The following is a 22,205-nucleotide window of genomic DNA, read 5'->3' on the forward strand; positions in this document are numbered from 1 at the left end:
CGGTCACGCTCGGACTATCCGGCTCCTGATGTCGACGTGCTCCGCGTGGCTGACGCGGGCCTGCTTGTCAACAGAGGGATGCTCCGACAATCTCCCGGCATTGCGTTTGCAACGCATGGGCGGCCATAATCATCGGGGTTTGGGGACATCATGCTGCGGCTGCAATCGGCACTCGGCGTTTTCGCATTGCTGTTGATCGCCTTGGTACTGAGCGAAAATCGCCGCGCAGTCTCGCTGCGCCAGGCGGCGATCGGGCTCGTCGCCACTTTCGTCACCGCGATCGTGCTCCTGAAGGTGCCCGTCGTCGCGCGCACCTTCGGTGCCATCAACGATGCCGTGGGCGCGATCTCGGCGGCCTCGCGCGCCGGCTCGTCCTTCGTGTTCGGCTATATCGGCGGCGGGCCCCTGCCCTTCGACCTGAAAGTGCCGGGCGCCGATTTCATCCTGGCCTTCCAGGCGCTTCCGATCGTGCTGGTCATGAGCGTGCTGACGACGCTCTTGTTCTATTGGCGCGTGCTGCCGCCAGTCGTGCGCGGGATGGCCTGGCTGCTGGAGCGGACGCTGGGGGTCGGCGGCGCGGTCGGACTCTCGACTGCCGCCAACATCTTTCTCGGCATGGTCGAAGCGCCGCTGTTCGTACGGCCGTATCTCGCGCAGATGACCCGCAGCGAATTGTTCCTGGTGATGACCGGCGGCATGGCCGGCATCGCCGGCACGGTGCTGGTGCTCTATGCGACGCTCCTTGCTCCCCTCATTCCTGACGCCGCCGCGCATTTCGTCATTGCCTCGGTGCTGGGCGCGCCGGCCGCGATCCTCGTCAGCCTGATCATGGTTCCGGAAACATCCGACAAGCGCACCGGCGGCGCGCTGGAGGATCCCGAGATGGAAGTCTCCGGCACGATGGATGCAATCGTGAAAGGCACCGGCGCGGGGATCGAACTGCTGATCAACATCGTCGCGATGCTGCTGGTGCTTGTCGCGCTGGTCTATCTCGTCAACGCCATCCTCGGCCTGCTGCCGAACGTCGGCGGCGCCGCGATCTCTTTGCAGCGCCTGCTTGGCCTTGTGATGGCGCCGGTGTGCTGGCTGATGGGATTGCCCTGGGATCAGGCCGTCACCGCCGGGAGCCTGATGGGCACCAAGACCGTGCTCAACGAATTGATCGCCTATGTCGACTTCTCAAAGCTGTCGCACGATGCGCTCGATCCGCGCTCGCGGCTGATCATGCTGTACGCGATGTGCGGCTTCGCCAATTTCGCCAGCCTCGGCATCATGATCGGCGGCCTCGGCGTGATGGCGCCGGAACGGCGCAAGGAAATCAACGCGCTCGGGCTCAAGTCGATCGTATCAGGCACGCTGACGACGTGTTTGATGGGCGCGATCGTGGGGGTGCTGACGTGAGGCTGACGTGAGGCTTGCGTGAGGCTTGCGTCCTCATTGCCAGGATGGAGTGCAGCGCAATCCGGACAATACTTCCATGTTAATCTCGCCTGGAGATTCGGGTGGAATTGATTCATGGGCAACGGCGTTGGTCAGCGTGCATTTCAAAATGCCCGGATTCAGAAACGGCAAAAAGCCGAAGTGACGCCGCTGCTCGAGCGCGCCCTCTATCTGCATAAGGCGGGGCTTCTCACCGAGGCTCAGGCCGCCTATCGCCAACTCCTGGAGCTTGCGCCCGATCAGTTCGTAGCGCTGCATTTGCTCGGCGTGCTGGAGTCTCAAGCCAAAAACTATCAGCAAGCCGAAATTCTACTAAGCCGAGCGGTTGCCGTGGATCCGCGGTCTCCTGAAGCCCAGATGAGCCGTGGCGTCGCGCTGAACGGGCTGCAACGTCATGATGAGGCCCGCGAGAGCTATAAAAAAGCCATCGCTTTGCGGCCCAATTACGCCGTTGCACTGTCCAATCTCGGTAACGTATGCCTCGCCCTGGATCTTCACCATGAAGCGCTCGAAAGTTTCGACGAGGCGCTCGCAATCGATGAAAACCTTGCCGATGCCCATAACGGCCGAGGCTGGGCGCTCTGCAGTCTGCGCGACTATGGTGAGGCCATTGCGAGCTTGAACCGCGCGCTATCGATCCAGCCTAATCATGTCTCGGCACTGACGAACCGCGCTGCTGCATGGCTGGAACTTCTGCGATTTGACGAAGCCTCAGCGGATTACAACCGGGTGATCGCTCTCGCACCCGACAACGCGAACGGGTGGTACGGGCGGGCCACTGTCCTGGTCCGAAACAAAGGAATTGCCGACGCATTGCCTGATTGCGAGAAGGCTCTCGCGATCAATCCCGCTTTCTTTCAGGCCCACATCCTCCTTGGCCAATGTCTCGCGGGACTTGGCCGGGTCGACGAAGCCCACGCCAGTTTCGACAGGGCTCTTGCCATCAAGCCTGACTTCGAGGACGCGATCACCAACAAGATCTTCGCGCTCGATTTTGTGGCGGACGCCAGCGTTGCGCAGCATCAACAAGCGCGGCGGCTTTGGTGGGAACGGGTCGGCGCGAAGATCGCTTCAGCAGCGGTAGGACCGCATGACAACAGCTGCGATCCGGATCGCCGTCTGGTGCTGGGTTATGTCTCTTCGGATTTTCACGCGCATTCGGCGGCGTTCATTTTCGCGCCGGTCCTGCAACACCATGATCGGACACAGTTCGAGATCGTGTGCTACTCTTGTTCGCCGAAAGCGGATGCGACGACCGGCGAATTTCAAGGGATCGCCGACCGCTGGCGCGACGCCTCGCAATGGACCGACGATCACCTCGCCGCTCAAATCCGCGCCGATGGCATCGACATCCTGATCGATCTGTCCGGCCATACCAAGGGACACCGGCTCGGCGTGTTTGCGCGGAAGCCGGCACCGGTCCAGGTGCATGGCTGGGGCCACGGCACCGGCACCGGGCTGCGAACGATCGATTATCTGTTCTCGGACCCGGTCGCGATTCCTTTTGCGGTTCGGCAGCTGTTTGCGGAGACCGTTGTCGACCTGCCATGCTTTGTGACGCTGGTGCCGCTGCCGGACGGGATTGCGCGGGCGCCAACGCCGGCGATCTCGAACGGTTTCATCACATTCGGCGTCTTCAACCGTATCAGCAAGATTTCGGACGAGGCGGTGGAAGTCTGGTCCAGGATTCTCGAGCAGGTGCCGGGTTCGCGACTGCTGATCAAGGATTTTGCGCTGGACGATCGGCTGGTCCGCGACAATCTGCTGGCGCGGTTTGCAGCTTGCCGGTTGCCGGCCGAACGCGTCGACCTGCTCGGAGCCACCTCGCGAACCGAGCATCTGGCATCCTTCAATCGCGTCGATATTGGCCTCGATCCGTTCCCGCAGAATGGCGGCGTCAGCACTTGGGAAGCCTTGCAGATGGGCGTGCCGGTGGTGGCGAAGCTCGGTAACAGCCTGCCTAGCCGTGCTGCGGGCTCTATCCTCACCGCGCTTGGCCTGCCGGACTGGGTCGCGAATAGCGATGAGGCGTATGTCGAAATCGCGGCTGCCCGTGGATCGCAGATCGGCGACCTCCAGAAGTTGCGCTGCGAACTGCCCGGACAGATCAGGGCTGCAGCCGCCGGCAACCCCGTCTCATACACGCAAGCAGTGGACGATGCCTATCGCGCGATGTGGAAACGCTATTGCAATGGCCGCTCCCCGCAATGACGACGAGAGAGCTTACGCTTTCAACTCCACCGTCCTGAACTCCGCCGGCAGGATTACCTCCAGCAGCTCGACGTCGTCCGAATAGTCCAAAATCATGTGCTTGATCTTCGGCGGCTGAGTCCAGGCGCTGCCTTCTTTCATCAGCGTCTCGCCCTCTCCGTCCATATAGGTCTTCACCCACCCCTTGAGCACGTAGACCATTTGGAATTCGACGGCGTGGAAGTGGAGCTTCGACACTTCGTCCGGATTGCAGGGACCTTGCAGCCGGATCACGTGCGCTTGCGCGAGCCCGTGGCTTGCAGCAGCGATGCCGAGATCGCGATACTTCGCGTAGGTGCGCAGGCCGTCGGCCTTGAAGTCTTCCTCGCGGTGATGGCTGATGGCGATGCGCTGCTTGGGACGCACGGGCTTTTTCGGGGTGACAATGCGCGCCTTCGCTTTCACCGCCTTGCGCGCAGATAATCGGGGCGCGGCCTTGGCGCCACTCCGCTTCTTCACCGCGACTTGCAATGCGCTACGCGATTTTGCTTTCTTGGCCATGGGCCGGCCTCCCGTCTTGTTGTGGGGGAGACGCTAGCACAGAAAATAGATTCGTAGGGTGGGTAAGCCGTAGGCGTAACCCACCTCTTTCGCTTCCGAGGACACAAACAGTGGTGGATTACGCTGCGCTAATCCAATCCACCTACGCATCCCGCGATCAATGCAACCGAAACACACCGTCGACCGCACGCAGTTCGGCCGGCTTGATCAGCTTGGAATGCACGACTGTCACCGAGAACAGTGGGCCGTCGAGCTTCTGCTGCCAGAACGCCAGGAAATCCGTCAGCGCCGGGAATTTCGGAAACATGTCGTAGTTCTGCCAGACATAGGTCTGGAGCAGCGAGCGATGATCCGGCATCCGGTAGAGAATTTCCGCCGTCGTCAGCCCGTAACCCAGCACCTGTTTCCGGAAATCGTCGGAAACAACCCCAACCCGCGAGACCATGCCAACCTCCTTTGCAGGAGCGCATATTCAAGGGGTGGCTTTCCGGTACGCGCCCTACGAGCCACCCGGTGGAGATGCGCTCACATGAGAGAAATGTGACGCAAACTGACAATCCATCTCAAGCCCAAAAGTTTAACAAGCTGTTGAAATTCAATGCGTTAGCAGCAGATGCGGCACCGTGCTAATAAGGTCCGAGTTGGCCGGTTAACGATGGTAAAGAATTCTGGCAGGCAGCGCTTCTGAGTGCTGATTTTTCTGGTACAAGCCCTTGCCCCCGCAAAAATCCTGGCCTATTTGAGGTTCACCCGCCTTAGCACTCGCGGGCCTCGGTTGCTAACATCCTGAAAACATCAATCCGCGCAAACGTTTAGGAGAACTGCATGAAATTCCGTCCGCTTCACGACCGCGTCGTGGTCAAGCGCATTGACGCAGAAGAGAAGACCGCTGGCGGCATCATCATTCCCGACACCGTCAAGGAAAAGCCCTCGCAGGGCGAAATCGTCGCTGTCGGCCCCGGTGGTCGCGACGAAGCCGGCAAGCTGATCCCGATCGACCTGAAGGTCGGCGACCGCGTGCTGTTCGGCAAGTGGTCCGGCACTGAAGTCAAGATCGACAACGTCGATCTGCTGATCATGAAGGAAAGCGATGTCATGGGCGTCCTCGACGTCCCCGCTTCCAAGAAGAAGGCGGCCTAACAGCCCCCTCTCCCCACCCAGCTAGACACCTAAGGAAAAATCCAGATGGCAGCTAAAGAAGTCAAATTCGGCGTCGATGCACGCGACAAGATGCTGCGTGGCGTCGACATCCTCGCCAACGCCGTCAAGGTGACGCTCGGCCCCAAGGGCCGCAACGTCGTCCTCGACAAGTCGTTCGGCGCTCCCCGCATCACCAAGGACGGCGTCACCGTCGCCAAGGAGATCGAGCTCGACGACAAGTTCGAGAACATGGGCGCGCAGATGGTGCGCGAAGTCGCCTCCAAGTCGGCTGACGCGGCCGGCGACGGCACCACCACCGCAACCGTGCTCGCGGCTGCGATCGTTCGTGAAGGCGCCAAGTCGGTTGCCGCCGGCATGAACCCGATGGACCTGAAGCGTGGTATCGACCTGGCCGTGGAAGCCGTGGTCGCCGACCTCGTCAAGAACTCCAAGAAGGTCACCTCGAACGAGGAAATCGCCCAGGTCGGAACCATCTCCGCCAACGGCGATGCCGAAATCGGCAAGTTCCTCTCCGACGCCATGAAGAAGGTCGGCAACGAGGGCGTCATCACGGTTGAAGAAGCCAAGTCGCTCGAGACCGAACTCGAGGTTGTCGAAGGCATGCAGTTCGACCGCGGCTACATCTCGCCCTACTTCGTCACCAACGCCGACAAGATGCGCGTTGAAATGGAAGATGCTTACGTCCTCATCAACGAAAAGAAGCTATCTCAGTTGAATGAATTGCTTCCCTTGTTGGAAGCCGTGGTGCAGAGCGGCAAACCGCTAGTGATTATCGCCGAAGACGTCGAAGGCGAAGCTCTTGCCACCCTGGTCGTCAACCGTCTCCGCGGCGGCCTGAAGGTCGCGGCCGTCAAGGCTCCGGGCTTCGGCGATCGCCGCAAGGCCATGCTGCAGGACATCGCGGTTCTGACCGGTGGTCAGGCGATCTCGGAAGATCTCGGCATCAAGATGGAGAATGTCACGCTCGCCATGCTCGGTCGCGCCAAGAAGGTGATGATCGACAAGGAAAACACCACCATCGTCAGCGGGGCCGGCAAGAAGGCCGACATCGAGGCGCGCGTGGCCCAGATCAAGGCGCAGATCGAGGAAACCACCTCGGACTACGACCGTGAGAAGCTCCAGGAGCGTCTCGCCAAGCTCGCGGGCGGCGTCGCGGTGATCCGCGTCGGCGGCGCGACCGAGGTCGAGGTGAAGGAGCGCAAGGATCGCGTTGATGACGCGATGCATGCGACCCGCGCGGCTGTGGAAGAAGGCATTGTCCCGGGCGGCGGCGTCGCCCTGCTCCGTGCTTCCGAGCAGCTCAAGGGCCTGCGCACCAAGAACGACGACCAGAAGACCGGCGTCGAGATCGTGCGCAAGGCGCTCTCCGCGCCCGCTCGCCAGATCGCGATCAACGCCGGTGAAGACGGCTCGGTGATCGTCGGCAAGATCCTGGAGAACAAGACGTATGCTTACGGCTTCGACTCCCAGACCGGCGAGTACGTCAACCTGGTCACCAAGGGCATCATCGACCCGACCAAGGTCGTGCGTACCGCGATCCAGAACGCAGCCTCGGTTGCGGCCCTGCTGATCACCACGGAAGCCATGGTCGCCGAGCTGCCCAAGAAGGGCGGCTCCGGCCCCGCAATGCCCCCGGGCGGCGGCATGGGCGGCATGGACTTCTGATCCAGCCACTCCGGCAAACCACAAAATGCGAAACCCCGGCAGCAATGCCGGGGTTTTTGTTTTGGGGAATGATCGTTTCGCTGCGCCAGAATGACGGGCGGCCTCACCACACCTTCCCCAGCCGCTCCATGTGCGGCTCGCCGTGTTCGTCGAGCGACCAGAAGATCCGCGTCACCCTGCCGACGAGATTGTCCATCGGAATGAACCCCATCACGGACATCATGCGGCTGTCGGTGGAGTTGTCGCGGTTGTCGCCAAGCGCGAAGAAATGACCTGATGGCACCGTGAAGACGCTGGTGTTGTCGAGATAACCGTTGTCGACGCAGTCATATGTCACATAGCTCGCGCCGTTCGGCAGGGTCTCGCGCCAGCGCTTGATCCCGGTGCCGGCATCCACACCGCAGGCGGAGCCCCCGGGCACGCTCGCGAGAGCAACGCGCGTCACCGGGCGGTCGTTGAGGATGAGCTGGCCCTGCCGCATCTGGATGCGATCACCGGGCAGCCCGACCACGCGCTTGACGTAGTCGACCGAATTGTCCTTCGGCGTCCGGAACACCACCACGTCGCCAAACTCGGGCTCGGCGGCAAAGACGCGACCCGAGATCCATGACGGCGCGAAAGGAACGGAATAGCGGCCATAGCCATAGGCATATTTGGCGGCGAACACGTAGTCGCCGACGACCAGCGTCGGCCTCATCGAGCCGGACGGGATGTTGAACGGCTGAAACAGGAAGATGCGAAACAGGAACGGCGGCGACCACAGCACCGGGATCAAGAGGATCAGGATAACGATCGCCTTCCATTCCCGCGATTTGCCCTGCGGTTGGGTGGTGTCCTGGAGAGTGGTCATGCACCTGCCCCGATCAAGCCTGTGGTCGTCGCCAGACTACGCAACCTTCGCGTGCGCGCAATCTCATAACTTGGTCGCGCGGCGTGTGGATCGCGTTCACGCTCAGCGGCGGTCGATCAGTCGCGCGAAAGATTCCTGAAGCAGTGGCGCACCCATTCAATGGTGAGCCGCGTCGCGGGATCGCGCTTGAGGTGGTTCTGCACCAAAAGCCAAACGTCGCGGCGCCGGGGCAGCAGCGTGGCGCGCAGACTGTGGTCGGAGAGCAATCCTCCGCAGCTATGTTCGGGCAACACGCCGACGGCTTGGTGCGACTGGATCATGGTCCGGACAATGCGGACATTGTCGGTTACAGAGCGCGCGTTTGTGAGCCGCCTGGCGCGCAAATACTGCGCCTCGGGAATGGCGTCAAGCTCATCGGGAAAGCCGCAAACGACAGGCTCGCCACCCCCGAAATCGATGGGCTCGAAGAAATACAGTCTGACCTCGCCGAGCTTGGAGATGGTGAAGTCGCCCTTCTCCGGCTTCCGCAAGCGGATGGCGAGGTCGGCCTGCCAGCGCGAGAATTTGACGTTGCCGCTGGAGGTGAGGAACTGAAGGGTGAGGCCGGGGTGATCGCGCAGGAACGCGCAGGCATGCGGCGCCAGCAGCTCCTCGGCGACCGCATTGGTCGAGGCGATGCGCAGGCGGCCGACCGGACCGGGCTGACTCTCACCGATGCGATCAATCGCGGCGACGTGCGCCGCCATCGCACCGACATGCTCGAGCACCGCCTCGCAATGCCGCGTCGGCCGTCGCAGGCCGTCGACGGCATCGAACAGCGGTACGCCGAGATCGCGCTGGATGCGTGCGAGCCTTCGGCCGACTGTGGTCTCGTCGATGCGCAGCCGCGCGCTGGCGCCGGCATAGGTGCCCTCGTCCCTCACCGCGGCGATGATGCGCAGATCGTCCCAGTTCATGGGCACGAGCCTAGCAGGTGCGGCCAATCCCTGCAAATACGCAGCCATCTGCTGCAATAGTCCTGCACAATAGCAGGCCGCCGCCGCGCTAATGTTGCGTCACCAATACTCCCTTAGAAGGCCTGACCAGCATGACCGCTCCAAAAACCCTGCTCGAATTGTCCGGCGCTGATCTCAATCCGCCCAAACTCAGCGAGTCCTGTCTCGTGCTGATCGACATCCAGAACGAATACCGCGCCGGCCCCCTCGCTTTGCCAGACGCCGAGCCCGCAATCGCCGTCGCTGCGAAGCTTCTCGCCCGCGCCCGGAAGTCGGGCGCCGCGATCTTCCACATCGCGCACAAGGGCCGCGCCGGCAGCCTGTTCGATCGCGCCGCCGATCGCGGCGCCATCGTCGCCGAGCTCGCGCCACTTGCGGGCGAGTTCGTGATCGAGAAGGAGCTGCCGAACGCCTTCGCCAGCACCGATCTGCAGGCGCAGCTCGCCGCGAGCGGACGCAAGAACATCGTGCTGGCCGGCTTCATGACGCATATGTGCGTCAGCTCGACCGCCCGGGCTGCGCTCGACCTCGGCTTTCGCACGACGATCGATGCCGATTCCTGCGCCACGCGCGATCTGCCCGACGGCCGCGGCGGAACGCTCGCCGCAAGGACCATTCACGAGGTCGCGTTGGCCGAATTGTCGGATCGCTTCGCGATCATTGCGCGCGGCGATGCGCTAAGCTGACGGAGCGTTCGTGATGCTGCAACTCTATTTCTTTCCGATGGCCTGCTCGCTCGCCAGCCGCATCGCGCTGACCGAGGCCGACGTCGAGGCGCAGTATCACCTCGCCCATATCTGGACCAAGACAGTCGTGGACGATGGCAGCGATTTCCTCGGCGTGTCGCCGAAGGGCGCGGTGCCGGTCCTGGTGCTGGAGAACGGCGAGCGGCTAACCGAGAGCGCGGCGGTACTGCAATACATCGCTGATCTGAAACCCGAGGCCGGCCTCGCGCCGCGCTTCGGCGATCCCGACCGCTACCGCTTGCAGGAATGGCTGAGCTTCATCGGCGCCGAGATCCACAAGGCGTTCCTGTTCCCGACCTTCTGGTACAAGGACGACGGCTCGCTCGCCAAGCCGCGGGCAAGGATTACACAGACATTGTCGGTGCCAGCCACGCATCTGGCGGATCGCGAATTCCTGGTCGGTAACAGATTCACCGTCGCGGATGCCCACCTCATTTGGGCCTTGCTGCTGCTCCGTCCGGCAGGCGTCGACATTGCGCAATGGCCGTCCTTGTCGGCCTATCTCGTGCGCATGCAGGCGCGCCCCGCAGTGCGGGAGGCAATCGCAACCGAGATGGCGCTGCGCAAGACCGTGGCGACGAGCCCGGCGTGACGGGATGCCACGACCGCCAGATGTTCCATAACGACCGCAGCCGGGCTGAAACGAAGCGCAAAAAAGGGCCGCAACAAGCGGCCCTTTATATCATCTGGAATGAGCCAAGATCACTCCACTCGCGCCAGCACCGCGAGCCTGCGGATGCCCTTGTTGCGATAGGCGTCGAGGAACGCGTAGTAGTCCTTGAACGACACGCAGCCGTTGGAGTCGCCATTCGGGCCGAGCATGAAGGTGTGCGCGAGCAGGCCGTCGCGGCCGTAAATCGCGCTCTCGCCGCCGATCGGGGTCAGGCGCAGCGCAGGCACGCCGTGAAACAGCGCCTCGCGCGGCTTCAGGTCGTAGATATGTGGCGGCGTCACGCCGCGCATGCGGATGCGCGAGGAACGGGGATCGTCGAGATTGGAGCCGAGGCCGGAATGTGCCTCGAGCTTGGTGCCGTCGGGCAGATACACCGTCTTCGCGCTGATGTCGTAGACCGCGGTGGAGCGGTCATAGGGCGCCGAACCGCCGAGCATGGGGTTCTGCTCCTTCGGCGCGATGGAAGCGGTCACGCTCGCATCGGCCGAGGCATAGGCGAGCAGGCCGCCGGACGGCTCACGCTTGCCCCAGAGCTTTTCCACCATCGACTGCCGCGGCCTTGTAACCGACATCACCGCGGCCTTGGCACGATCGGCGAACGATTTTGGCTTCGCCTCCGGCGCCGGCACGATTTCGGCCGGATCTGCCGAGGCAAGCTGCACCGGCGCGTCGGCGCGCTTGGACTTCGCAGCGTCAGCGATCTTGGCGGGACCTGACTTCAGGACTTCCGCGACCCTCGCGATCACGCTCGGCTTCGCCGTGGCTTCGGCTATCTTGGTTGCGGGCGCGGCGCTCGCTGCATTCGATGTCACGCCTTGGGTCGCAGCGGCGGCAAAGCGATCGTTGAACATCTCGCGCGAGATTGGCGCGGCCACCTGCAACCGGTCGGGCAAGAGCGCAAAGGCTTCCTTGACGGCCTCACCGGCTTCGCGCAGTGCGACCCTGGGCGCCCGCTTGATCACGGGCTCGTCGTAGGCGCTGCTGCCGACGGTCGGATAGACGCTGGCGGCAAAAATGTTGCTGTAGACGGTCCAGCCCGCACCAAGCACGACGCAGCCGATCACGGCGGCGCCAAGCGCGTTTTGGGTGGTCATTTTTCGGGAAGGCTTCCGATAAGAATTGCTCGATAATTCTTTGGACTTCCGTGCCGCGATACCTTGCGCAGCGATACTCGTACTCATTCGCCTTGCGTCCAGAACGGTGTCACTCAATCCCCCTTCGAAGCGCCGCTGGTCACGATCCGGGAACAGCATCTCGCAGAGGGTCGGAGCGTCATTAGGGCCACTTTTAGTTAAATGCGGATTAAGTTCGGGCGAATGTGGGGCAATGCATTAACGTCGTCCCATTTCGAGAAAAAAGCCCGCAGAACTACGGACTTAAGCGCATCTGTTAACTATAATTCTCGGCCGGATCGGTGCGGTCAGCGAACGTCTCCGACCGCATTTCTAAGCGCATCCAACCAAGTCGTTTTCGTGGTCTTCAATGCCGCCGACCATAGCGGCGAAGCGTTGCGCCAGGCTGGTGGACGCCGCCTTTGTCACTCCGCGCGTGATGCGATGTGCTTCGCCTCTCCCCGTCAGAACGGTGGGAGGAGAAAGACCCTGACCGAAAGTTGATCGCACCGGTCTGGAAAAAACCGTGCCGAGAAAATAGCTGCTGCCTCGGCACTTTTCAGCAGCCTCTGCGTACGATACGGTACCGTATCAACATCGCCTTGAACTGCGCCGGGCACGCAAACGGAGGCTGGCATGAGAGCGATCGCACGCGCTGGATTTTTCACTCTGGCATCGTCGTTTCTGTTGATCGGATCTGCGATTGCGCAGCCTGCTGCCAATGCCGGCTGCACCGCGTCACCGTCGGCCGCAGGCACACAGACCTGGCGTTGCGACAACGGCATTACGATCGTTGCGGAAAGCGGCGCCAGATTTGAACTTAAGGACGCCAACCGCGACGGACATATAGACTCCGTGGAGTTGAGCAGCAAAGCGCTGCTGGTCGAGGTCCCCAAGAAGCCCGGCGGCACCCCCTTCAAGGTGCTGACGCCGCAGGCGATCGCCGCGGTGCGCGGCACGAAATGGGCGGTCGATGTCACGGAGGCCAAGACTTCCGTCTTCGTCGCCGACGGCCGTGTCGGCGTCAGCCGCAGGAGCCGCGGACGCGGCGTCGTTTTAGCCCCCGGTGAAGGGGTCGACGTGGAAGCGACCGGTCCGTTGACCGTCAAGACATGGGGCCAGCCGCGCGTCGATGCGCTGATGGCAAGACTCGGTCAATAGGATTTGGCCAATAAGGCTTGGTCGACACGGCCCGATCAGTCAGGCCCTGACAACAGAGAAGATTGCAGTACGACGTGATGAAAAGACGCGTTCAGATCCTGGTGGCACTCGCCCTTACCGCCCTGTGGGGCGCGGGCATCTATGCCAGTCACGCCAACGGTCATCTTCGCTTTCTCGATCGCCTCGAGGCGACGCTGACGGATTGGCGGACGCAGGTCCGCGGCGTACAGGCTCCACCCGATCTCGTCACCATCGTCGCGATCGACGACACCGTGGTCAAGCGCGGCGGCAGCTATCCGCTGCCACGCGCCGATCTCGCCCGTGTCGTCGACACCATCGTGCAGTTCAAGCCGAAGGTCGTCGCGATCGACCTGCTGCTGGTCGACCGCAGCGCTGCGATCGGTGACGCCACGCTGGCAAATACGCTGGCTACCGGTCCCATGGTCCTCGCCGCTGCGGCAATCTTCCCGTCCGCCAGCGAGACCGTGGCACCCAGCAGTCAGGGCCCCCTCGCCGTGCTGCCGCAGGCCGAGCGCTTCCTGCTGCCCTTGCCGGCATTCGCCGACCACGCCGAGGTCGGCGTCGTCAACGTTGCGACCGGACAATCCGGTTCGCCGCTCTCGGTGCCGATGCTGTTCCGGACGAGCGACAAGGTCGAGCTGTCATTTCCGCTGCGCGTCGCGATACGCGCGCTCGACAAGCCGCTGACGATCGCGCCGGACCACCTCCTGCTCGGCGACCGCACGGTGCCGACCGACACCGATTTCGCGCTGCCGATCACCTATTACGGCCCGCGCCGCACCATCCGCACTGTCAGCGCGCAGAGCATCTTCGACGGCACGCTCAATCGCTCGGCGATCGAGAACCGGATTGTCGTGATCGGCGCCTCGGTCGCAGGCGGCGGTGACTTCTATCCGACACCGTTCGATTCCCTGATGCCCGGCGTCGAGGTGGTCTCGACCGCGATCACCCATCTCGTCGCCGGTGACGGCATCGTGCGTGACCGCAAGGTCCACATCGCCGACGCGCTCATCGCGATCCTGTTGCCAATGCTGCTGGTGGGCCTGCTCGCCTGGCGGCGCAGCGCGCTCGGCCTCGTCGCGGCGGCCGGGGTGATGATCGCCTGGGCCGGGCTCAATCTGTTCGCGTTCACGCACGGCGTCTGGCTGAATGCCGCGACCACGCTCGCCGCGGCAGTGCCGCCGGTGGTGGTCTTCGGCGGCGTGCAGCTGTGGGCGGGAGGCCGGCGCACGCAATATCTTGCCGCGAAGAGCCGGTCGCTCGCGCAATTCCAGGCACCCGCCGTGCAGGACTGGCTGGCGCGCGATCCGAATTTCCTGTCAAAACCCGTCCGGCAGGACGCGGCCGTGGTTTTCATCGATCTCTCCGGTTTCACGGCGCTGAGCGAGCGGATCGATCCGGACGAGCTCCAGGACATTCTGAAGGCGTTTCACGCATTGATCGACAAGGCCGCGGTCGATTGCGGCGGCATGATCAGCGGCTTTCTCGGCGACGGCGCCATGATCCTGTTCGGCCTGCCCGGCGCGATGCCCGACGACGCCGCACGCGCGCTGAAATGCGCGATCGACCTGCACCGCGGCGTCGAACGCTGGATCGTGTCATTGCCCCCTGCGATCAGGGATCAGCTCGACTTCAAGATCGGCGCGCATTTCGGCCCGATCGTCGCCTCCCGCCTCGGCGAAAGCCATCAGCACATCACGGCGACGGGCGACACCGTCAATGTCGCGAGCCGGTTAATGGAGGTCGCCGTCCAGAACGACGCGCGCCTCGCGCTCAGCGATGTTCTGCTGGATACGGCCGACTTCCACGGCGCTCCCGACGGCATTCTGACGGGCCCCCTGCTCACGCAGGTCCGCGGCCGCTCCGGCATCGTGACCGTGTGGTTCTGGCGCGACCAGAACAGGCCGAACCAGGCCATGACCAAGGCTGAGATGATCGACTGAAGGCTCCGCCGTCGTCCCGACGAAGAGCTACCGCGCTTCCGGCGGCGGCGAGCGGTCCAGCACGTCGCCCTTGGCGCCTTCGAGCAGATCGATGCCGTAGGTCTCGACCACGAGCGGACCGCGCTTGCGCTGCAATTGCGCAATTTGCGTCACCTTCGCAAAAAGGTCGTGGACGGCGGGATGGCCGTCGCTGCGCAGCTCGTCGACATAGATCAGCTTGCGTGCAAGCAGCTTTGGATCTGGCTCGGCCATGTTGACCCAGCGGATGCGCTGGTTCTGCTGGGCCACGCAGGTGCCGCGCGGCAAATAGAAAGCGAGCCAGCCCGTGGTGCCGTAGTCAGGCGCAAGCACGCAGGTCGCGCCATTGCGGGCGCGCACGGCTTCGATCTCCGCGGCAAGCTCGCGCCAGCCGACGCCGACGCTGCGCACGGTCGCATCGCGGCGATAGAGGGACAGCCAGCCGGTGTTGGCCTGCACGATCAGCGCGGCAAACATCACGATGCCCACGGGCGCAGCCCAGCGCAGGCAGAAATCCGCCAGGCGCCGCTGGCGCGGCTTCCACTGCACGAGATTGGCGGCGGCGGCGGCCGCGATAACGAAGGGCGGATAGACCGGCGCGAACCAGTTGGCCTCGACGCGGGCATGCAGCGAATGCCAGACGAAATAGGCGACAACGGTCCAGAACATCGTCTCGATCAGCACGCGCGAGGCCAGCGCGCCGGCGCGGCGCCAGGTCAGCGCGTGCAGCCCCATTGCGCCGAGGATGAAGACGAGCGGAGTTGCGAACGCGATCTGGGTCGGAATCAGCTCGGCGATAAAGACCGGCCGAAAGTCCTCGATCTTGGCGCGGCCGAGCTGCTTTGCGAACGAGACCCATTGATGGTCCGCATTCCAGAGGATCACCGGCGAGAACAGCGCGAGCGCAACGAGGCCACCGAGATAGGGCCAGGGCGACAGAAACCAATGCCGCAGTTTCGGCACGGTCGCGAGCCAGATCAGGATCGCCAGGCCAAAGAACATCGCGGTGTATTTCGACAACAGCGCCGCGCCGACGGCTACGCCGACCGCGAGCCACCAGGCGCCGCGACCGGTTTCCAGCACTTTTGCGAGAAAGAACAGCACGAAGCTGGAGGCAACCAGAAGCGGCGCATCGGGCGTGACGATCAGCGTTCCGACCGAGGCCAGCAGCGTCACGTTGAGCAGGATGGCGCTGGTCGCCGCCACCCGCGCGCCGCCGAACAGGATTGCGGCGGAGCGATAGATCGCGTAGCTCATAGGCAGCGCAAGCAGGATCGATACCAGGCGGACGCCGAGCTCGGTGTCGCCGGCGATCATGGTGCCGGCGCGGATGACGTAGGCAACCATCGGCGGGTGATCGTAATACCCCCCGGCGAGGTTCTTCGACCACATCCAGTAATAGGCTTCGTCGAAGGTGATCGGCGTGAATGCGGCTGCGACGAGCCGCAAGCCGACCAGCGCAAGGATCACCAGCGCCGTATTGCGGACGATCCGCGCGTCAGCCCCGCCCATCGTGAGCTACTTCTTGCGCCAGACGAACAGTCCGGACATCGCGTAGTTCCACACCACGCCCATCAGCGCACCGGCCGCACCCGCAAGCCACCAGATCGGCTCCTGGTCGTAGACCGAGAAGGCGACGCCGACATTGGCGAGCAGACCGACGCTGCACACGATGTAGAACGCGATCAGGCCGCGCAGCAGCGCAAAGCCCTTCAGCCGCTGGTCGCGATAGGTGAGGAAGTTGTTGAGGACGAAATTGCTGGTCATCGCGATGATGGCGCCGGAGGCCTGCGCTTCCGCGAACGGCTGCTTGAACAGCTCAAGCGATATGAACAGGGTGGTGAGATGCACCACGAGGCCGATGCCGCCGACCATTGCGAACAGCAGGAAGCGTAGCGAGACAGCATCGTTGGTGAACTTCGCCAGCACCAGGCCGAGAAAATCCAGCGCGACCATGGAATCGAGTTTGCTTTCGCCGTGCTGGCGCTCTCCGAACGTGTAAGGAATTTCGATGGCGCGCAAGGTGCCGTTCGCGCTCGCGACGAGGTCGAGCAGGATCTTGAAGCCGTGCACGGAAAGTTTCGGCGCGAGCTGCTCGAAGCGGTCGCGGCGAACCATGAAGAAGCCGCTCATGGGATCGGCGATCTCGACCCGCAGCGCCTTCCTGGCGAGTTCGGTCGCCAATGCACTGGCGCCGGCGCGCTGCTTGTTGAAGCCTTCGCTCTTGTAGCCCTCGATGTAGCGGCTGCCGACCACGAGCTCGGCCTGCCCGCTCGCGAGCAGCGACAGCATTTTCGGCAGCTGCGTCTCGTCGTGCTGGAGGTCGGCGTCGATCACGGCCGCATAGGGCGCGCTTGAGGCCAGGATGCCCTCGATGCAGGCCCCCGACAGGCCGCGGCGGCCGATACGGCGGACACAGCGCACGCGGCTGTCGCGCCGGGCCAGCGCGCGCACGACGTCCCAGGTGCCATCAGGCGAATTATCATCGACGAACACGACTTCCCAGGCGATGCCGGCCAGCGCTGCCTGCAGCCGCCGGTACAGCACCGTGACATTGTCCCGCTCGTTGAAGGTCGGGACGACGACCGACAATTCCGGCGATGGGGAAGCCGCCTGCGGGGCCTGCGGCGTGTTGTCGGAGCCCGGTCTGATCGCTTCGTTCATGAGGGCAGCGTATATCCGCCGCGTCTTGCGCTGCCAAGAACTTGCGCTACCAAGCCGGGGGTTCTCTGGAGAACGGCCCAAAAGGGGCCCTAAAATGCCAACGACCCCGGAACGGCGGGCCGCGCGTACATCCGGCGCAGCCTGAGCTATCCCAAGGTCGTTCCAGCGCCGGAGTTTTTCGCTCAACGTCGCCGTTAGAAACTAAATAGGAACGACAAAGCCGGTTTGCAAGGGGCGAAAGGCGCCCTTTTCAGGCCTTTATTGGTTCGGGACTTCCTTGATCACCGGCCCGCGTGGCGCGGGCGCGGCAGGGGCCGCCGGCGCCGTAGCCGAGGCCGGGTCAACTTTCACGGGCTTGGGCGGCTTGCCGTACTGGCCGATTGGCCCGAAGACGACGGCGACCGCAAGCACGATCGCCGCGACGATCGCCCCCAAAATGCCACCCACCGACTCAGACGACATGGAAACCCATCCCTGTTCCAGATGCCCCCACTGATACCATGGATCAGCGCACAGCCGGAAGGGCTTGCGGGACGCCAACGCTCAAGGGGGGCTATTTCTGGGGCGGCCTATGCTTGACGAAGGCCGTCACGATGTCCTTCTGCGCCGCTTCCACGGCCCTGTTCGCGGTGGCGAGATGGGCGCCGCCATCAATGGTCGGATACTGCGTGGTGAGAAAGTCGAGCAGCGCCACACGGTAATATTGCCGCTCCGACGGACAGGCGCCGGCGACCGAGCGGCCGAAATCCTGCTCCGACTTGCCCTGATTGCTATCACGCGAATATTCCCGCGCCAGGCAATGCCAGTAATCGTCGCGGCCCTGCATGGCGAGCTTCTGCGCACCCTTGGCATCGTCATCGTCGGCCATGACTGAAGATATCATGGCAGCAGATGTCATCATAACGAGCGCCGCTCCCACCATCAGCATCCGCATCTTGTTCTCCTTTTTTTGCGGGTCCTGTCGCGACCTTAGACGGGGCGTCGCAACTGGCCAATCACATCTGGTTTGACTAGGATGAGGTCCCTCCCCTCGATGCGAGTCCTCCCGTGGCCAAAGCAAAAACCGCGTCCAAAAAATCCGGCAACATCTTCATCGGCATCGGCGGCTGGACTTTCGAGCCCTGGCGCGGCGTGTTCTATCCGGAGAAGCTGACGCAGGCGAAGGAGCTATCCTACGCGGCCTCGAAGCTGACCTCGATCGAGATCAACGGCACCTATTACGGCTCGCAGAAGCCGGAGAGCTTTCGCAAATGGGCAGGCGAAGTACCGGAGGGTTTCGTGTTTTCATTGAAGGGACCGCGCTTCGCCACCAACCGCCGCGTGCTGGCGGAAGCCGGCGATTCCATCAAGCGTTTCTATGATTCCGGCGTACTGGAACTCGGCGATCATCTTGGGCCGGTGCTGTGGCAGTTCGCGCCGACCAAGAAATTCGACGGCGCCGATTTCGGCAAGTTCCTCGAGCTGTTGCCGCGCAAGCTCGAGGGGCGCGCACTGCGCCATGTCGTCGAGGTCCGTCACGACAGTTTTTGCACGCCAGACTTCGTCGCGCTGATCCGCGAATTCGAGACGCCCGTCGTGTTCGCCGAACACGGCAAATATCCGGCGATCGCCGACGTTGCCGGCGATTTCGTCTATGCGCGGCTCCAGAAGGGCAATGACGAGATCAAGACCTGCTATCCGCCGAAGCAGCTCGATGCCTGGGCCAAGCGGTTTCAGGACTGGGCCGAGGGAAGTGAACCCGATGACCTGCCGAAGGTCGACCAGGCCAAGCCGAAGAAGGAGCCGCGCGACGTGTTTGCCTATGTCATCCACGAGGGCAAGGTGCGCGCGCCGGCCGGCGCCATGGAACTGATCGCGCGAGTGACCTGAGGTGTTTCATGGCAAAGGCAAAAAAACTCTTCACCATCGGCTATGAGCAGACGCCGCCCAAGGCCGTGCTCGACGAGCTGGAGCGAGCCGGCGTCAAGCTCGTTGTCGACGTGCGCGCGGTGACGTCATCGCGCCGGCCCGGCTTTTCCAAGAATCAGTTATCCGCAGGCCTCGGTGAACGCGGCATCGCCTATGTCCATCTCGCCGCCCTCGGCACACCCAAGGAAGGGCGCCTCGCCGCCCGCAGCGGGCAATACGATGTGCTGGAAAAGATCTACGCAAAGCACTTGAAGACGCCGCAGGCCAGGGAAGAGATGGACGAGCTTGCGGCGCTCGTGAAGAAGGCAGGCCCCGTGTGCCTGCTCTGCTACGAGCGCGACCACACCCACTGCCACCGCCAGATGATCGCGGAGGTGATCGAGGAGCGGGATGGGGTAGAGGTGAGGAATTTGGCGGGCCGGCAGGTCTAGCCCTCTTCGCGCGGGAGGACGAAACGACGGCTTTAACCGTAGCCGTCATCCTGAGGTGGCCGCTTCCTCAGCGGCCCTCGAAGGACGACGGCGTGACGCCAATGCAGCAGCCGTGCATTCTTCGAGGCCCGCAAGTGCTCGCACCTCATGATGACGGGCTTAGCTTGGGCTGTGGCGCGAGCCCGAAATGACGGGTGGACAGGCCTATCCCTCACCCGCCAACCGGAACGTCCCTTCCATCATCTGCACGCAGCTGCCGCCGACATGGGCTGAGACGATCTTGCCGTCCTGCTTGCGCACGCGCGTCAGCAGGATGCTCGGCCTGCCCATGTCAAAGCCCTGGCCGACCGTCAGCTTCAATTCACCGTCGCGCGCTGAATCGAGATCGGCGAACAGCGCGGCGGCTGCGACCGTGGCACTGCCGGTGGCGGGATCCTCCACGAGGCCGCTGGCGCCGCGCATGAACATCCGCGCCTGGCGCTCGCAAGGCGCCTCTGCCGCAGGCACATCGCGCGTATAGAACCACGCCGAGAATGCGCCATCGCGCGGAAATACCCTGCCGAAGGCCGCCGCGTCGGGCCTCGCCCGTTTGAGCGCATCGCGCGAATGCACCTCGATCACCAGAAACGGCGTTCCAACGCTGACGACCTGCGGCGCGTGACGGTCGACCTTGATGTCCTCAGCGCTGAGCGAGATGCAGCGCGCGGCATCAGCGGCAGACAATTGCGACAGCCGAGACAGCGGCTGCGGCGCTGTGAGCTCGGTGCTGATGACCTGGCCCTGTTCTCGAAAGATATCGACCGGCACCAGCCCGGCCTTCTCCTCGAACCGCAGGCACGACTTCGGCTCCTTCGCGATCGTCGCCAGCACGAAGGCGGTACCGACATTGGGATGGCCAGCGAAAGGAAGCTCCCTGACCGGCGTGAAGATGCGCACCTCGGCATCATTCGCCTTGTCGCGCGGCGGCAGCACGAAGGTCGTCTCGGAATAGTTGAACTCGGTCGCGATCGACTGCATCTGCGTGGTCGACAACCTGCCGGCATCGAGCACCACGGCGAGCTGGTTGCCGCCGAAGGCGCGGTCGGTGAACACGTCGACGGTGATGTAGCGGCGCTGCATCTTCATTTCCTCATGCAAGTCGCGACCACAACCGACCGCATCGCCGGCAGTCTACAAGCCGGCGGCATCGCTCGTCATGCCCCAATATTCGGAGCAATCGGAGCAATCGCGGAGACGTGTTGGAAGCCGAGAAGCGGCTTCCACAAATGCAAGGGTAGTTCATCACGCGCCTTCACCGAAGCACGACCCGCTTCAACGAAAAGGCGGCTCGTATTTGTCGGTGCGTTATCCCAATTGAAACACCGCCACTGGCTGGTCATAGCCGCGCACCTCGACCTCGCCGAGCGCGACGGCATCGCTGCCGTCCTCGCCCAGCGCTTCGCGAACGGACGCGGAGATCAAGAGCTGCGAGCCGAACTCCTTGTTCAGGGCCTCCAGCCGCGAGGCGAAGTTCACGGTGTCGCCAATGACCGTATATTCCTTGCGCCGGGGCGAGCCGATATTGCCGGCGACGACCTCGCCGAAATGGATGCCGATTCCGATTTTGAGCGGCCAGCTCGTCTCGGCGTTGATGCGGCCCATCGCGGTCAGCATCTCGCGGCCTGCGGCGACCGCGCGATGCACGGCGTCGGAGGCCTCCAGCGGCGCGCCGAACAGTGCGAGAAAGCCGTCGCCCAAAAATTTGTTCACGATGCCGCCCTCGCGATCGAGGATATCGACGAGCACGGCGAAGGCGCCATCGAGCCGGTCGACCACCTCTTGCGGGGTGCGCGTCTGCGCGCCGGCAGTGAAGCCGCGGAAATCGACGAACATCACGGCGACGCGGCGAAGGTCGCCGCCTGCGCTGGTTCCCGCCGCCATCAGCCGCTCCACCACCTGAGGAGAAACGTGCTGGCCGAACAGGTTCGTCACCCGGTCGCGCGCGGTGGCAGCGGCAATGCTCGCAGCAAACTGACGCCGGAGTTGCGCACCGACCGCGCCCGCGAGCACGCCGCAGACCAGGATGATGGTGCTGCGCACCGCATGGAAATAGGTCTGCGGCTCACCGACGCCGCTGGCGCGATCGTAGATCAGCGCCACGGCGAGCAGCTCGGCTGCGGCGACAAAGCCAGTGAAGGTCGAAAGCCGAAAATCAAGCCGCAGTGTCGAGAGAATGATGAAGATGAAGTACATCAGCGGCACGGCAAAGCCGAGCGCCTGGCTCGCGCCCATGGTCCGGATCTGCAGGATCAAGATCAGCGTCGGCAGCGACGTTTCGATCAGTGCACCGATATAGCGCCTGATCACCGGGAGGTCGCGATCGAGCCGGAGGTTCCTTCTGATCTGGACGTGGACCCAGACCTCGAACAGGATGAAGCCGACCAGCAGGCCGTAGACCTCGGCCAGGCCTTCCGTCCCGCGCCAGACCCGGTTCACGACGGCTGGATCGACCAGATAGATGGCAGTGAGAAACACGGTCATGACGCAGCCCGTGAGGATCAGCGTCCGCACCCGCAACAGCTCGGTGCGCAGCACCTCTCGCGTCAGCTCGCGCTCAAAATCCTCCGATAGCGCGGCGTGCTGCCGCGTCTTCCTGCTCGCGAACCTGACCATTCCACCCCTCGATT

At 63.4% G+C, this 22,205-nt stretch carries 21 protein-coding genes; 10 read left to right on the forward strand and 11 right to left on the reverse strand.

The features are described from left to right. The first annotated feature begins 150 nt into the window (after window positions 1-150). Together IVA74_RS00845 and IVA74_RS00850 are read left to right on the forward strand one after the other, a co-directional pair. Window positions 151-1,401, forward strand: coding sequence for a nucleoside transporter C-terminal domain-containing protein (locus IVA74_RS00845; protein WP_247338877.1), 1,251 nt, complete (start codon window positions 151-153; stop codon window positions 1,399-1,401). A gap of 114 nt (window positions 1,402-1,515) precedes the next feature. Continuing rightward, window positions 1,516-3,651: a tetratricopeptide repeat protein gene (locus IVA74_RS00850; RefSeq protein WP_247338880.1), complete on the forward strand. Its 2,136-nt coding sequence runs from the start codon at window positions 1,516-1,518 to the stop codon at window positions 3,649-3,651. A gap of 12 nt (window positions 3,652-3,663) precedes the next feature. Here the strand turns inward: IVA74_RS00850 and IVA74_RS00855 are convergent, their stop codons facing one another. Continuing rightward, complete coding sequence (locus IVA74_RS00855; protein WP_247338882.1) at window positions 3,664-4,191, reverse strand: cupin domain-containing protein; 528 nt, start codon at window positions 4,189-4,191, stop codon at window positions 3,664-3,666. Window positions 4,192-4,348: 157 nt separating this feature from the next. Beyond that, window positions 4,349-4,636: an usg protein gene (locus tag IVA74_RS00860; RefSeq protein WP_247338894.1), complete on the reverse strand. Its 288-nt coding sequence runs from the start codon at window positions 4,634-4,636 to the stop codon at window positions 4,349-4,351. Between the two features lie 380 nt (window positions 4,637-5,016). On the opposite strand from IVA74_RS00860, the gene IVA74_RS00865 reads away from it, so the two are divergent. Together IVA74_RS00865 and groL are read left to right on the forward strand one after the other, a co-directional pair. After that, on the forward strand, window positions 5,017-5,331 hold the full coding sequence (locus tag IVA74_RS00865; RefSeq protein WP_247338897.1) for a co-chaperone GroES: 315 nt from the start codon (window positions 5,017-5,019) through the stop codon (window positions 5,329-5,331). Between the two features lie 45 nt (window positions 5,332-5,376). Next, on the forward strand, window positions 5,377-7,017 hold the full coding sequence (gene groL, locus IVA74_RS00870) for a chaperonin GroEL (RefSeq protein WP_247338899.1): 1,641 nt from the start codon (window positions 5,377-5,379) through the stop codon (window positions 7,015-7,017). A 103-nt stretch (window positions 7,018-7,120) separates the two neighbouring features. Here the strand turns inward: groL and lepB are convergent, their stop codons facing one another. Next, a complete protein-coding gene (lepB, locus tag IVA74_RS00875; protein ID WP_247338901.1) occupies window positions 7,121-7,867 on the reverse strand; it encodes a signal peptidase I in 747 nt (248 codons plus the stop codon). Between the two features lie 116 nt (window positions 7,868-7,983). Then, on the reverse strand, window positions 7,984-8,823 hold the full coding sequence (locus IVA74_RS00880) for a LysR family transcriptional regulator (RefSeq protein ID WP_247338912.1): 840 nt from the start codon (window positions 8,821-8,823) through the stop codon (window positions 7,984-7,986). A 131-nt stretch (window positions 8,824-8,954) separates the two neighbouring features. Between IVA74_RS00880 and IVA74_RS00885 the strand changes: the two genes are divergently transcribed. Then, on the forward strand, window positions 8,955-9,548 hold the full coding sequence (locus tag IVA74_RS00885) for a cysteine hydrolase family protein (RefSeq protein ID WP_247338915.1): 594 nt from the start codon (window positions 8,955-8,957) through the stop codon (window positions 9,546-9,548). A 13-nt stretch (window positions 9,549-9,561) separates the two neighbouring features. Beyond that, a complete protein-coding gene (locus tag IVA74_RS00890) occupies window positions 9,562-10,200 on the forward strand; it encodes a glutathione binding-like protein (RefSeq protein WP_247338918.1) in 639 nt (212 codons plus the stop codon). Window positions 10,201-10,310: 110 nt separating this feature from the next. On the opposite strand, the gene IVA74_RS00895 is transcribed toward IVA74_RS00890, so the two are convergent. Next, the gene (locus IVA74_RS00895) at window positions 10,311-11,375 is read right to left on the reverse strand and encodes a tlde1 domain-containing protein (RefSeq protein WP_247338921.1); all 1,065 of its coding nucleotides are present in this window, start codon (window positions 11,373-11,375) and stop codon (window positions 10,311-10,313) included. A 654-nt stretch (window positions 11,376-12,029) separates the two neighbouring features. Here IVA74_RS00895 and IVA74_RS00900 point away from each other — a divergent pair. Continuing rightward, on the forward strand, window positions 12,030-12,554 hold the full coding sequence (locus IVA74_RS00900) for a FecR domain-containing protein (protein ID WP_247338934.1): 525 nt from the start codon (window positions 12,030-12,032) through the stop codon (window positions 12,552-12,554). 77 nt (window positions 12,555-12,631) lie between these two features. Next, on the forward strand, window positions 12,632-14,518 hold the full coding sequence (locus tag IVA74_RS00905; protein WP_247338936.1) for an adenylate/guanylate cyclase domain-containing protein: 1,887 nt from the start codon (window positions 12,632-12,634) through the stop codon (window positions 14,516-14,518). A 27-nt stretch (window positions 14,519-14,545) separates the two neighbouring features. On the opposite strand, the gene IVA74_RS00910 is transcribed toward IVA74_RS00905, so the two are convergent. From IVA74_RS00910 to IVA74_RS00925, 4 genes are all read right to left on the reverse strand, one after another. Continuing rightward, window positions 14,546-16,048, reverse strand: coding sequence for a glycosyltransferase family 39 protein (locus tag IVA74_RS00910; RefSeq protein WP_247338938.1), 1,503 nt, complete (start codon window positions 16,046-16,048; stop codon window positions 14,546-14,548). 6 nt (window positions 16,049-16,054) lie between these two features. Beyond that, window positions 16,055-17,200 (reverse strand): glycosyltransferase family 2 protein, encoded by a 1,146-nt coding sequence (locus IVA74_RS00915; RefSeq protein ID WP_247338940.1) that lies wholly within the window; start codon window positions 17,198-17,200, stop codon window positions 16,055-16,057. Window positions 17,201-17,458: 258 nt separating this feature from the next. Next, window positions 17,459-17,662 (reverse strand): hypothetical protein, encoded by a 204-nt coding sequence (locus IVA74_RS00920; protein ID WP_247338942.1) that lies wholly within the window; start codon window positions 17,660-17,662, stop codon window positions 17,459-17,461. Between the two features lie 91 nt (window positions 17,663-17,753). After that, entirely contained in the window at window positions 17,754-18,134 is a 381-nt protein-coding gene (locus IVA74_RS00925) for a hypothetical protein (RefSeq protein WP_247338945.1), read from the reverse strand. A gap of 113 nt (window positions 18,135-18,247) precedes the next feature. Between IVA74_RS00925 and IVA74_RS00930 the strand changes: the two genes are divergently transcribed. Both IVA74_RS00930 and IVA74_RS00935 read left to right on the forward strand, forming a co-directional pair. Then, on the forward strand, window positions 18,248-19,069 hold the full coding sequence (locus IVA74_RS00930; RefSeq protein WP_247338947.1) for a DUF72 domain-containing protein: 822 nt from the start codon (window positions 18,248-18,250) through the stop codon (window positions 19,067-19,069). A gap of 8 nt (window positions 19,070-19,077) precedes the next feature. Continuing rightward, window positions 19,078-19,539, forward strand: a complete 462-nt coding sequence (locus IVA74_RS00935) for a DUF488 domain-containing protein (RefSeq protein WP_247338951.1) — start codon at window positions 19,078-19,080, stop codon at window positions 19,537-19,539. 204 nt (window positions 19,540-19,743) lie between these two features. Here the strand turns inward: IVA74_RS00935 and IVA74_RS00940 are convergent, their stop codons facing one another. Both IVA74_RS00940 and IVA74_RS00945 read right to left on the reverse strand, forming a co-directional pair. Further along, entirely contained in the window at window positions 19,744-20,658 is a 915-nt protein-coding gene (locus IVA74_RS00940; RefSeq protein WP_247338953.1) for a PhzF family phenazine biosynthesis protein, read from the reverse strand. A 225-nt stretch (window positions 20,659-20,883) separates the two neighbouring features. Then, window positions 20,884-22,191, reverse strand: a complete 1,308-nt coding sequence (locus tag IVA74_RS00945; protein ID WP_247338956.1) for an adenylate/guanylate cyclase domain-containing protein — start codon at window positions 22,189-22,191, stop codon at window positions 20,884-20,886. Window positions 22,192-22,205 lie beyond the last annotated feature (14 nt).

This window comes from Bradyrhizobium sp. 132 (genome assembly GCF_023074185.1).
GTDB lineage: Bacteria > Pseudomonadota > Alphaproteobacteria > Rhizobiales > Xanthobacteraceae > Bradyrhizobium.